This is a genomic window from Bacteroides sp. AM41-16 (assembly GCF_003603495.1).
GTDB lineage: Bacteria > Bacteroidota > Bacteroidia > Bacteroidales > Bacteroidaceae > Bacteroides > Bacteroides uniformis.
Map to the genome: position 1 here is coordinate 95,426 of NZ_QTNE01000008.1, position 12,398 is coordinate 107,823.

A 12,398-nucleotide genomic window follows, 5' to 3' on the forward strand; every position below is an offset into this window, starting at 1 on the left:
CATGTCCGTATTCCGTTATCCGACATACAAGATCCGTATTGCCCCCGACTCGCAGAAGACACAGGGACTGCAAGCCGGGGATATCATCCGCAGGCAATATGCCGAACGGGAGCGTACCGTCTATTCGCTGATGTGCGTGACAGAAACCGGAACGGAGCTTGTCGGAGACAAGGACGCCCCTTATTTCATCGGGGCATTGCTGGACGGGGACGAACCGCAGGGCGGTGAACTGCTGGACTTCGTGCGGATTACCAACCTGTTCGATACGGCACGTAGCGGCGCCTTGTACCTGACGGCTTCTGACAGCGATTCACCCTATATGGATGTCATCGACGGCATGGCGACCGAACGCTCCCTGTGCTATCCCGTCATGGACGGAGGCATGGCGGGAGTGCCGGACAAGTCCAGGTACGCCGTTTATGGCAGCATGCTGCAAACGGAATATCTGGATGCCGATTCGGAAGCGACACGCATTGTCCGCATTATCCGCAACGCGGAACCGGCAGGAAACGCTTCCTTCGGGCTGATGCTGACATTGGAAGAACCGGTCGGATACCCGGAGCGCCTGCTGGTATCGTTCAAGGTCAGGTCTTCCAAAACATCAGGTTCCGTACCGATCCGATTCGGCTATACGAACCGTGAAAAGACGGATGCGGAAGATGAAATCTCCATCGGCCGGGAATGGAAGTACAAGTTATGGGTCATCACCGTGGATTACCCGGCACAGTACAGCCGGAGCCTGTTTCTTGACCTGACATCAAGCCTGGCCTCCGAGGGGGACTGGTGCGAGGTCGCCGACCTGAACATTGTTCGTCTTGCCTCCGTATCCGCTTTCAGCGAGGCGAGCAAGGCCCGTGTGGGAAAGGTCAGCGGCATCATCGATCCGGTCTTCGGCATGTTGGATGGTTACGGGGCCTATTTCCAGAATCTCTATGCCACACGCAATGTCAATATAGCCGGCACGCTTACCGCGGGAGACGAGAACGGTTTTTCAAGCACGTTTTATGTGGGCAAAATCCACAAGAATGTCATACCCGACAGCCTGTCCTGCCGGTTCAGCCATTCGGAAGAGCTGGATGAAACATCTCCCGCCGGACTCGGGCGGTGTGTACGGATAGCCGGAGACAGTCTTCTTGGTGCGCAAAGTGCCGCCTGGCGGGAGGCTCATACAGGAGTCTGTTATTGTTTCTCAGTCTGGATAAAAGCGGAAGATACGGCAGCCATCCGGTTCTATCAGGATGAACATCTTGTCGGTGATCGGACGGTGGCTGCCGGTAAAGGATGGGTCCGTTATAATGTCCCGTTCCTCATACGCGGGTCAGATTCCCCCGTCATGTGTCTCGGCATTGCCGCTTCCGTCCCCCTGTCGTTGTCCGCCCCTCAATTGGAGGCCGGAAGGAACGTGACCCCCTATCAGGCGACCGATGAAGCCTTGTCCTACACGGACGATTACGGTGCCTGGTTCAATAAGGGAGGTATCGGGGGTACCATACAGAATCCCCTGTTGCGGCTGAACGAAGACGGCTCGATCGTTTCACGGGACGGTTCTTTCGTCATCCATCCGGACGGGACGGGCCATTTCGCCTCGGGACGGTTCAAGTGGGGCAAGGATACCATCGAACTGCGCGATGTGACCATCCGCTGGGAAGACCTCGATGAGGAGGCGCAGGAACTGCTCAAGCCCCGTTCCGTCTCCCTGACAGGCGGCACGGCGTTCCATTTCAAGGACGAGCTTTCAGGCGCATGCGAGCCGGAGAATATCCCGCTTGTGGCGACCGAATACAATTTCGAGCCGGAAAGTCGGCAGTGGGAATACCTTGCCGTTGACGGCATATGGAAAGATGCCGGATGCAATGCCGCCGTATTTGAAATGACACCCCCGTTTCATGGCTGGGAAGGGCGCGACGTGCTGACCCTCCGCTACACGGCAACATACCGTAATGAAAAAATCAGTGCGACCCATACCTTTTTCAAACTTTACGACGGATCTCCCTCCTATACTGTTTATGTGGAGTCTGAAAACGGCACGACATTCCGCAACGGAATCGTCTCGACGGTACTCCGTGCCAGGGTGTACAGGGGCGGTGAAGAGATTACATCGCTCATTCCCGACGGCAATTTCCGCTGGATACGGACGAGCCGCGATACGGAGAGTGACAGGATATGGAACGCCGCACCGCGTTACGGCAGGGAGATAGAGATAACCGGCGGGGACGTGTGGCGCAAGGCCGTTTTCGATTGCGAAGTGGAAATAACAAATAACCGATAATCTATTATGGCAGTAAAAGTAGCCCGCGGGCAGGTCACCATCATCGACCAGAACGACGCGGTATCGTTGCAGGCATTCATCGGCTCCTCGCAGCCCCTGACACAGGTGTACAACAGAGACAACAATGCCTATGCCCCTTCGTGGGCGGCTTCTCCCTATCTGGTACTTACCCCTTCGCTCTTCGTCAGCGGTCAGGCGGCGACCGACCAGATCACCTCGGTAGGCAATGCCGCGACGCTTACGGCAGGCGTGAAGAGCGGCTCGGCCAAGTGGTACAAGAACGGTACGGCGATCGTCTCCGGACAGGACAGCTGCACCATCGGCGCGGCATCGGCCAAGTATGCCCTTACCGTCAAAGCCAACCACATGACCGTTTCCGCTCCGCAAGTGCGTTATACTTTCGAGGCGGTTTACATCGACGCCAACGGGCTGGAGATTCCGTTCCGGGCGGAGATTCAGTTCACGCAGCACCTGAACGCCGGAGCGATGATCGCCGCCGTGGCGTATGCACCCGACGGCATCGTATTCAAGAACGACGAGGTGGCGACGCTCAGGGCGCATTGCGACCTGTGGCGCGGAGCCTCTATCGACACGACGAACGTCACCTACGCGTGGGGCATCAAGGATTCGGCGGTATTCGCGGGCACGACACTGACAGCTGCCGCGGCAGCCGGAGCCACGACCATAACGGTCGCTTCGGTAATGAACATGGAGGCGGGAGGCAGGATAACCATAGGATCGGCACAGTACACCATTTCGGCAGTCAACGCCTCCACGAAGGTCGTGACGCTGACCTCCGCACTGAGTGCCGCAGCCGCATCGGGAGCCGCCGTTTCGTGTCCCTACTACAACTCCATGCTGGGTGCCGGCTGGGCATGCCTTACCTCGACCAATCCTCGGGGCGTGACGGCAGGCTGGACGACAAACGAAATCACGATTACGGCAGATGCCGTTCTCAACTTCGAGACCTTCAAGTGCGCCATCAAGGATACGGACACCTCGGCGGGCAACGCCTCGGCGAACAAGGTCGTCTGCGACATCATCTCCTTCACGGATATGTCCGACCCCATCACGGTTGATCTGGTCAGCCAGAAGGGGTTCACCATCAAGAACAACGGCAATGACGTGGATGCCAAAGCCGTGTTATACAGGGGCGGTGAGGAAATCGACACGGGCGGGACAGCTTATACCTATACATGGAAACTGTGGAACTCTGCCGGGACTTCCGTCGTGAAGACCTACACGGGAAAATCCATCACGGTCTCGAAAGCCGATGTGACGGGGAAAGGCGTGCTGATGTGCGAGGTATCGAAATAAACGACATGTCTTACAACGAATACGAGGGTGCCAAATACTTTTTGGGACACCCTCATTGCGTCTGACGTGTTTCCCGACAGGAAAGTCAGTCTCTTGGCATGGATTTCACGATCCCGCTCACGGGGTCGAATTGTACGGCGGCATTGTTGAACAGCCGCTCGATATGCCCGCTGCGGATCATTTCGGAGGTCGGCAGACAGTGAAGGACGGGCGTATCGATAAGGGCTATTCTGTCACTCAGCGAGAGGGCTATATCCAGTTCGTGAGTGGAGAACAGAATGCATTTGCCCTCAGCATGCGCTAACCGTGCGAGCAGGGAACACAATTCGTAACGGTTGGGCATGTCAAGAAACGAGGTCGGCTCGTCCAACAGGATGACGGGCGTTTCCTGAGCCAGAGCACGGGCTATCATAATGCGCTGGCATTCACCGTCCGACATCTTATCCATCGTGCGGCCGGCATACGCCTCCATTCCGACCGAAGAGAGCGACCGCATGACGATTTCCCTATCTTGAGGCTGCATGCGGCCGATCCAGTTGGTGTAAGGGGCGCGGCCGATAGCCACGACATCCTCGCACCGCAGGTTGGCGATGCGTGTGCGCTCGGTCGTGACAAATGCCAGTTGCCTTGCCTTCTCCGGAGTTCTCATGTTTGCGATACAATGTCCGTCGAGCAGGATTTTACCGCAATAATTATGATTCAGTCCGGCTATGGCACGGAGAAGTGTAGATTTCCCCGTGCCGTTCCTGCCAATAAGGGCAGTCAGCTGTCCTCTTTTGAAAGAGGCATCGACCTTATCGAGAAGCCTCTTCTCTGCGTAGCCTATGGAAAAATCGCACAGTTCTATCATACCGTCATCGATTTATTGCGTAAAACCACCCATACGACTATCGGGATTCCCAGCAGTGCGGTAATGGCATTTACGGGCAAAGTGAACATTTTGGAAACGATATCGCAAAGAAGCAATACCGCCGCCCCCGAGAGAAGGGTTCCCGGCAGGAGCACGCGGTGGTCGGCCTCGCGGAAGAGCATCCGCGCGACGTGAGGCATGGCAAGACCGATGAAGCCGATCGGGCCGCAGAAAGCCGTTACCGTGCCGGCCAGCAGCGTCGTCGAGAGAAACAGCAGACCGCGCGAACGGCGGATATTCAGTCCCATCGTTACGGCATATTCCTCGCCGAAGAGCAGGAGGTTGAGCGGTTTGATCGTCCATACGGCCAGCAGCAACCCGACGATGACCGACGGAAGGAGGATGGCGAGCTGCGGCACCGTCACGTCGCCGAGCGACCCCATCGTCCAGATGACGAACGCCTTTAACGCCTCCTCTTTGCTCAGATATTGCAATATCTGCACGACAGCGCTCACGCCTGACGAGAACATCATACCCAAAATCAATATCACCATAATGTCCTTTATGCGGTGTCCGACGGCAGCGATTACGAGCAGCACGACGGCCGCACCCAGCCAAGCCGCTCCGGCGATGCCTATCGACGAGCCGACGCCTGCCAGCACCACGAGCGCCACGCCGAGGCTTGCACCCGAGCTGATGCCCAGCACGTAGGGGCCGGCCAGCGGATTGCGGAACAATGTCTGCATCTGCAAGCCGCTGACCGATAGCGCCGCCCCGGCCAGCAGAGCCACAACCGCCTTTATCAGCCGTATGTTCAGTACGATTTTCGCCGTAGTCCGCGGGCAGTCGCCGCCCGTCAGGGCCGCCCATACGTCGCCGACGGGAATGCGAACCGCGCCCACAGCCAAATCCAACAGGAAGAGGCCGACCGTAAGCACGGACAACGCGGTGAACAGGATGACGGGGCGTGAACGCATCTATTTCAGTTGTTTGTAGTATACGAAATCTTCTTCGACCAACTCGGGGTGGAATATCTTCACGAGGTCGCGCAGAAGAAGGTCGGGATTCACGACGGCCGATTCGTAGTAGTCGTTGCCTCCGGCGGCATTGGTGCGGGCGTTGTTGTTATAGACATAGCCGTTTCGGACGCAGCGGGTATCGGCGAACTTCGGGCAGGCGGCTTTCAGTTCGTCGAGTGTGTTCGCCATGCCGACGTTCAGCCACATATCGGCCTCCGAAGCGAGCAGGTATGCCTCCTCCAAGTCGATAGGCGTCGAAGAGTTGCCCGTGTTCTTCTTGTAGATGTAGTCGCCTCCGGCGTCGGTAATCAGCCGCACGGCATAGTTTTCCGTCGAGGGCATGAACCACGAATCGCCGTAGGGCGTATTGAGCATGACCGACGGGGCATCGAGAACGGCACCGGACACTTTCTGTTTCAGCGCATTGTATCGGATCGGAATATCCGCGAATACCTTTTCGCCCTTCGCGCGTTTCCCGACGACCTCCGAAAGCGCCACCAGCCATTCGGCTTTGCCCAGCGGAGATTCTTCGAGATAATCGCCGACATACATGAACGGGATGCCGAGCTCCTTGAGTTTGCTCTCCATCGCACTGGCCCCGTTCACGCCGAAAAGCAGCACAAGGTCAGGGTCGAGCGACAACAGAAGTTCATAATTGATATTTCCCTCGTAACCCACGTCGCCGATGCTGTCGCGGCGTGCCTGAATGTCGGGATTGGAGATATAGTCGAGTCCCGAAACGCCGACCACACGTGCCGTCTCGCCGATGGCGTCGAGCATGGCGATATGGGTCGAGGACATCGCCACGATGCGCTGCGCATCCCCTTCGAGGACCTGCCCGTCGAAACCCTCGGGAACGGGTTCCCCGTTACGGGAGATGAACAACCGGGTGGTGACGCTATCCGCGCCCTGCCACGGATTCATGACGGAAACCAGCACGCTCTGTCTGCCGTCTGCTCTTTCAATCTTGAATCCCGAGGCATATTCGGGAGCGTAAAGCTGTTTGTTGAAATCGGCAAGTTGGGAACTCTTGCCACGACAGCCTGCAAATGCCAGCGCAAGCAGCACCATCAGGCTCAAATTCTTTAATACTTTCATATCATTACCTTATTTACGTTTACATTATTTTCTGCTTTTCCCGAATTTCGGGGTGATGCCGATGAAGAACTCGAAGTTGATGCCGGGCATAGGACGCGACAGCACCGAGAGATAGTCCTCGTTGAACAGGTTATTGACGGCAAGTTTCAACTGTACATCCAGCGGTTTGAACGACAGCATTTTCTCCAGTGAGATATTGCTCATGAAATACCGGGGCAGGTGGCCTGTCAGCGTGTAATCGTTGCTCGACATGGTGAAACGTTCCGAGTAGTAAGCCCACTTGTAGAGGAACGCCCACGTCCGCCATGACAGCCGTCCTGTCAGCGAGGCGGAGTGCTCCGGCACGTAAGGCAGTTGTTTTCCCACCGACTGGTCGGCGGGCGACATCTTTTCGCCCTCGTTGATGGAGGGGGTCCACGAATAGGAACCGTTCAGGTCTATCAGCCAGTCCTTTGCCGGCTGCACGGCAAGGTTGGCCTTCACTTCGACACCGTAGGCATGGACTTTCTTCACGTTGCGCGGCGAGAAGAACCCCTTGGTCGTCGGCAGCCAGATGATCCAGTCGTCGATGTAGGAGTCGAACCAGCTTGCGCTGCCGCCCAGTTTATATACCCCCTTTTTGCCGACATCGAAACTCACTCCGGCGTCATAGCTGAAGCCGTGTTCGTTTTTAAGGTCGGGGTTGCCGCCCGGCAGAAAGTAGAGGTCGTTCAAAGTCGGAAAACGATAGTTGCGCGATACGGAGGCTTTCACCATCACGTTCCCTTTGCGCGAAATCAGTCCGTCGATGAAGAATGCCGGGATGAGCGGAGCCCATTTGTCGCCCGACATCTCCTCGCGCAAGACCAGCGACAAGCCCAACGGCTCGACAGGCTGCCATTTGGCCGATACAGAACCGGAGAGCTCGACACGCCCCTTGTCATATCCGACGACGGCTTTGTTGCCATCCTGAAGGATGATGTTCTTGTCTTCGCTGCGCACGAGATGCTGGTACACGGATACGTTCGAGGTGAAGAACCATTTCCTGCCGGGCGAGTATTCCGCTTCCGCCTGTCCGTAGAACGTGTTTATCTTGCTCCGCGAACGGGTCATGGAGGCCCAGTTGTCCGGCGCCACCTCACGACGGTAGTCGTAGGCCATCCACGTATGGATATAACCGCCTTTCACGCCGACTTTCCATTTCTCTTTGATATGGTCCCATGACAGGACACCACGAAACGTCTGCTCCCGCTGGCGGTTCTCGAAGGCGGTCTCATCGCCGTAATCGGTCGTGAGCATCGGCAGTTCCCGGTTGGAGTTGATATACCATGCGTTCAACCCGAAACGGTCGCCTTTCAGGGTGTTGTAATATACCTCCTGCAACAGGTGCAGGTCCTTGAACGAACCCGATCGGTTGCGTTCCTTGGGATGATACTGTCCGATGATGTTCTTCTCCTCGTCGTAGATATTTATCTTCTTGTCGTGGTTGGTGTACTTGTAATCGTTGGGCGACGACGAATAGACCGCGCGGGTCGAGACCTGCCATCGGTCGCTGCCGTAGGTGAAGCGGGCGAACTCGTCGAACGTGCGGAACGACCCGATGCCCTGCACGTATTGGGCATGGAAGCCCTCGCCGACCTGCGGCGTAGTACCGAGTTTGACAAGTCCGCCGAGTCCGCCGCCCGTTTCATTCACCGACGACGTGCCATGAAGCAGCGAGGCCTGATCTATGAAGTAGGACGGTATGGTGGAAAAGTCGGTCATACCCAGCATGGGATTGTTGATGCGCATGCCGTTCCACGTCACCTGCGTGTGGCTGGGCGACGTGCCGCGGAAAGCAACGGTGGAGAGCGTGGCGCGTCCGTAACTCTTGACGAACACGGACGAATTGAACGTCAGAATGTCGGCCATCGATAAGGCAATGTTCTCTTTCAGTGCGAGCGAGTCGAACTTCGTCTTCTGCACGCCGATTTCTTTCATCGGGCGTTTGCCCCACACCGTGACCTCGTCTATCTGGTGGATGCGTCGTGTGATTCCCTGCGCGGACAATACGGACGGACAGACGAGCAGTAGCGAGAAAAGTATGTATTTCGTATAAATCATTTGATTCCGTTTTTAGGGTGGGTATTCGCGGAAAAATGTACCGTGGAGGATGCCGGCACGGACGTTTGATGCGGGTCAAACCCATTCTCTTCAAGCAGTTGTCCGTATTCTTCCTCGAACGAGATCTCCTGATGGATTGTATGCTGCTCCTCGATGTGCCGTCTGAGCCGGTGAAGGTCGCTGAACGACACGCTGAACGAGTCGAATCCGGCAGCCCAACCGGAGAAGTCGGCATATTCCGGGGTTTTCTGGTATACCGTTCCCGTGGCGCCTTTCACCTTGTTCACGATCTTGCTGAAATCCCCGGAATTCGGAATCTCGACAAGTACATGCACGTGGTTGAGAAAGGCATTGGCGGCATGTACGCGGCAACCTTTCCCTGTAAAAATCCGTGTCATCCGCTCGAGCATCAATCCTTTTCCCGTTGTCGGAATCGTCATCTTGCGTCCTTTGGTAACGAAGATGAGATGGTATAGGTGTCGTATCCTGCCCATCACTTCCAACAAAATGCGCCGGGGATTATCCCGACATAGAATTCATCGATCAGTTCACCTTCGGACGAGTAGCGGTAGACAATGCCCTGCTGCTGGTAGTCGATGGCATCGGCCACGTAGACATCGCCACGCACGGGGTCGACGGTCAGGCCGTAATAAATCGTACCGCTGTATTCGAGGAACGGGCGCACGGGAACACGTTCCGCATCCACGTCCATCGACCATATGTCCTTGTTGATCCAGTAGAGCTTGTCGCCCGTACCGTTGAGCTGCACCTCCGAAGGCCAGTCGCCCATCTTGAACTTGAACTGCTTCTCTACGGTGAACGTCTCGGCATCGATGCGGTAGAGAGACGGGGCTTCGTAGCCGTAGGGCGAACCCTCGTACCCACCGTCGGTGATCGTCCACATCTTGTGGTTCTTGTCCATTACCAGCGAGGTGGGCTGGATGCCGACTTTCAGTTCTTCTACCACCTGATCCGTTTCGGTATCGATCTTGATGATGCGGTTTTGGTACGACCAGCAGTTGCAATAGACATATTTGCCATACTGCACCATCTGCTCCGTGGAGCCGCTTTCCATCGTCATGTCCGGCACCTGGATGTAACCGGTGATTTCATATTTCTTGGGGTTGATGATGAAGATGCGGTTGTCCCACAATTGGGTGACATAGGCTTTCTCGTCGCTGAGGAAATGGATATAGCGCGGCGAAGTCAGGTTCGTGATACGGCCCACCTCTTTGAACGTATTGAGGTCGATGGCGAAAATCACGTGGGAATTGTTCACCACGACCCAGCCCTTATTGTCGTGGATGCACATCGATTGCGCCACGTCGCCCAGCTTCATGCCGTTGGCACGGAAGAACACTTCATTCTGCACCTGTTGGGTTTCGGGGTCGTAGTACGACAACGTGGCATTGCCGTACTGGAAGTTGCCCTCGTTGGTGATGAACAACCCGGCTCCGGTAGCGTTGAAATCTTCCACCGCATCTCCGTAGTCCCACTCCATGCAGCCCGCCAGCAACAGCGGCAACCCGCATAGAAGAATGATATGTCGTATTAGATGTTTCATTGGCTTGTTATAAACGGGAAAGAGTACCGGTCTTTCGGCCAGTACCCTGTTCCCTTGTAAAATAATGGGTGTTACTGCTGGGTATAGCGACCGGCTTGCATATCCTCGTAGGTGGGGTTATAACCGCAATTGGTTACAAGCCAGTCTTCTTTCTTGATTTGCTCTTCTTCTACAAAAGATTTGAAGAACGTATAATCAACAAACCGTGTCAACCGGATAAATCGAACTCCTGAGAGTTTTGTTAAAGTTGGCATATTGAAAGTCGTAAGCGATGCTGCATTTGCAGCACAAAGTGTTCCATCAATGGCCTGCAATTTGGGGCATGAAATAGTTTTTACGGCACGAACAGTCATACCAACACCCCCGACATGTTCCAATGACGGAAATGTAAAATCTTTATTTGATGCCATAAAATCTAAAGAACCATATAAAATATTATTAATCACCCCTTCTTTGATATATTGAGGATTGCTTGAACAACCGACTGACTTTAAATTCGTAAAATCATAATCATAGTTAGAAACAGCGTTCAGATTACCGATAATACATAACTGACCTCCGACAATTTCCAATTTCGGGAACGAGATATTGTTTGCCATTGTAGTTTCGATGCTTAAATATCCATCTACACTTACCAAGTTAGGGGCTGAAACGCCTTTTTTTGAACCTCTTATAATTTCCATATTCCCGTAAACTCGTTCAAATTGGAATACAGGATCTGTTGTCATATTGCTAGAATACTTAAAATTCTTAATACTCTTAAAATTCAATTCTGGATCTATTCCAACACTTGAACCGGTAATACCGCTCGGAGCTAGAAACATGCTAACTTGCGACATATCCTCTTTTGTGATAATTTTTGAGAATATAGTCCCGTCTGTAATAGAAATTAAAGGTTCGTTATCCTCAAAAGGTACAAAATTTACTTTGCTCAAATCTAAAATTCGATCAGAACACTCCAATAAACGCAGCAAGGTCAGTCCTCCGAGTTGTTCTAATTTACTCCAATCCGGCAATTTTTTCAAGACTTGGAATTTAGATATTGTCAATGTGCCTTTAACAATCGACAAGTTAGACAGTCCATCTATTTCTTGTAATTTATTATTTCCCGTAGATGTAAAAGCATCGGACGCAATATAACTGGAAACGAGATTAAGGTCGCCGTTTACTACCGATAATTCCGGCAATGAAAGGGTCTCCAACGGAATCGGTATAGAAGCAAAATCCACACTTCCAACTTCTTGTAATTTCGGAAATTCCAAAGAAATCATTTTGCCTAAATTATTAACCCCTAAGCGACCGTTTACTTTTGTCAATTCAGGAATTCTCAAAGATGTGATTTCTCCTCCTGGTTCTCCGTCACTTGTCAGACACTGGAGATCAAAATCCTTTACGACAGTGGTTAATTTAGGGAATTCAAAACTTTGTAGAGATGAAGTCCTGAATATTATATTTCCATCAATCGTTTCAAGGTTGTCGAATTGCACATATGCTACTTGATTGTTGCAGACAACGATGTCGCCAGTAATATGCTGCAAAGATCTCATACTGACCATCTGCAATTTACTGTTGGTCGCAAAGGCAGTTTCAGTTCCTATTTGCAAACCTCCAATTGAAGTGATATTATCAAGTCCCGTAAGATCTTGTCCAACATAACTTTTCCGAATGATGATGTTTCCTTCGACTTCCTTCAATATTTTTAATGCGGCGATATCCGACAATTCTTCTGCATCCTCAGCATCCGACCCGATAATCAAATCACCTTTGATAACCGTTACGTCCGTATCAATGAAAGCCGTAACATCCGCTGTTGTCTTCAATTCCACATCCCCTTCATAGCGAATCTCGTCTTTAATGACTTTATATGTATAATCATTCGCTTCTCCATTGTAAGAGGTTACACGAAACGTTCGTTCCGTATCCCAGTCAGTAATGCTTGCCGGATCGGGAATAATTGTTGCCGAGGATGTGTATTTGAATTCGACTTGAGCATTATTTAACGAAACAGTATATGGAACTGTTATGGTAATTATATTGTCAATTATTTCCGCTGTATAGGATTGACTTGCCACAGTCATCACGACTGATGTGATAAAATTGTCATCGGCATCAGCAGGACTTTCTGGAGTCTGATTATCTTCTGAACATGATAAAAAAAGAAATGGGGCAATGAATAGTAAAAGCCAAAACTGTCTCATA

Annotated in this window: 10 protein-coding genes; 3 read left to right on the plus strand and 7 right to left on the minus strand. The window is 53.1% G+C overall.

Features of this window, described 5'->3' with window-relative positions:
- Position 1 precedes the first annotated feature (1 nt).
- Both DW896_RS09280 and DW896_RS09285 read left to right on the plus strand, forming a co-directional pair.
- Positions 2–2,269 carry a hypothetical protein gene (locus DW896_RS09280; RefSeq protein WP_004293590.1) on the plus strand — a complete coding sequence of 756 codons (2,268 nt, stop codon included), beginning with the start codon at positions 2–4 and terminating at the stop codon, positions 2,267–2,269.
- A gap of 6 nt (positions 2,270–2,275) precedes the next feature.
- Positions 2,276–3,586, plus strand: coding sequence for a hypothetical protein (locus DW896_RS09285; protein ID WP_004293589.1), 1,311 nt, complete (start codon positions 2,276–2,278; stop codon positions 3,584–3,586).
- Between the two features lie 85 nt (positions 3,587–3,671).
- On the opposite strand, the gene DW896_RS09290 is transcribed toward DW896_RS09285, so the two are convergent.
- The 4 genes from DW896_RS09290 to DW896_RS09305 are packed head-to-tail and all read right to left on the minus strand — an operon-like array spanning position 3,672 to position 8,530.
- Positions 3,672–4,436, minus strand: coding sequence for an ABC transporter ATP-binding protein (locus DW896_RS09290; protein ID WP_004293588.1), 765 nt, complete (start codon positions 4,434–4,436; stop codon positions 3,672–3,674).
- Positions 4,433–5,413, minus strand: a complete 981-nt coding sequence (locus tag DW896_RS09295) for an iron ABC transporter permease (protein ID WP_004293587.1) — start codon at positions 5,411–5,413, stop codon at positions 4,433–4,435. Before DW896_RS09295 ends, DW896_RS09290 begins: the two co-directional genes overlap by 4 nt.
- Positions 5,414–6,553 (minus strand): ABC transporter substrate-binding protein, encoded by a 1,140-nt coding sequence (locus DW896_RS09300; RefSeq protein WP_004293586.1) that lies wholly within the window; start codon positions 6,551–6,553, stop codon positions 5,414–5,416.
- Positions 6,554–6,577: 24 nt separating this feature from the next.
- Entirely contained in the window at positions 6,578–8,530 is a 1,953-nt protein-coding gene (locus DW896_RS09305) for a TonB-dependent receptor (protein ID WP_224200278.1), read from the minus strand.
- Between DW896_RS09305 and DW896_RS21665 the strand changes: the two genes are divergently transcribed.
- Positions 8,433–8,630 (plus strand): hypothetical protein, encoded by a 198-nt coding sequence (locus DW896_RS21665; protein WP_224200281.1) that lies wholly within the window; start codon positions 8,433–8,435, stop codon positions 8,628–8,630. The genes DW896_RS09305 and DW896_RS21665 overlap by 98 nt on opposite strands.
- 1 nt (position 8,631) lies before the next feature.
- Here DW896_RS21665 and DW896_RS09310 read toward each other — a convergent pair whose 3' ends face one another.
- The 3 genes from DW896_RS09310 to DW896_RS09320 form a co-directional block, all read right to left on the minus strand.
- Positions 8,632–9,129: a transposase gene (locus tag DW896_RS09310; RefSeq protein WP_004303978.1), complete on the minus strand. Its 498-nt coding sequence runs from the start codon at positions 9,127–9,129 to the stop codon at positions 8,632–8,634.
- On the minus strand, positions 9,129–10,199 hold the full coding sequence (locus DW896_RS09315; protein ID WP_004293583.1) for a glutaminyl-peptide cyclotransferase: 1,071 nt from the start codon (positions 10,197–10,199) through the stop codon (positions 9,129–9,131). The genes DW896_RS09310 and DW896_RS09315 overlap by 1 nt, the downstream gene beginning before the upstream one ends.
- 71 nt (positions 10,200–10,270) lie before the next feature.
- Positions 10,271–12,397 carry a hypothetical protein gene (locus DW896_RS09320; RefSeq protein ID WP_004303979.1) on the minus strand — a complete coding sequence of 709 codons (2,127 nt, stop codon included), beginning with the start codon at positions 12,395–12,397 and terminating at the stop codon, positions 10,271–10,273.
- Position 12,398: the final 1 nt, after the last annotated feature.

Coding starts and splice junctions, on each gene's coding strand:
- DW896_RS09280 (WP_004293590.1), top strand. CDS start 2: ATGTCCGTATTCCGTTATCCGACATACAAGATCCGTATTGCCCCCGAC.
- DW896_RS09285 (WP_004293589.1), top strand. CDS start 2,276: ATGGCAGTAAAAGTAGCCCGCGGGCAGGTCACCATCATCGACCAGAAC.
- DW896_RS09290 (WP_004293588.1), bottom strand. CDS start 4,436: ATGATAGAACTGTGCGATTTTTCCATAGGCTACGCAGAGAAGAGGCTT.
- DW896_RS09295 (WP_004293587.1), bottom strand. CDS start 5,413: ATGCGTTCACGCCCCGTCATCCTGTTCACCGCGTTGTCCGTGCTTACG.
- DW896_RS09300 (WP_004293586.1), bottom strand. CDS start 6,553: ATGAAAGTATTAAAGAATTTGAGCCTGATGGTGCTGCTTGCGCTGGCA.
- DW896_RS21665 (WP_224200281.1), top strand. CDS start 8,433: ATGTCGGCCATCGATAAGGCAATGTTCTCTTTCAGTGCGAGCGAGTCG.
- DW896_RS09310 (WP_004303978.1), bottom strand. CDS start 9,129: ATGGGCAGGATACGACACCTATACCATCTCATCTTCGTTACCAAAGGA.
- DW896_RS09315 (WP_004293583.1), bottom strand. CDS start 10,199: ATGAAACATCTAATACGACATATCATTCTTCTATGCGGGTTGCCGCTG.
- DW896_RS09320 (WP_004303979.1), bottom strand. CDS start 12,397: ATGAGACAGTTTTGGCTTTTACTATTCATTGCCCCATTTCTTTTTTTA.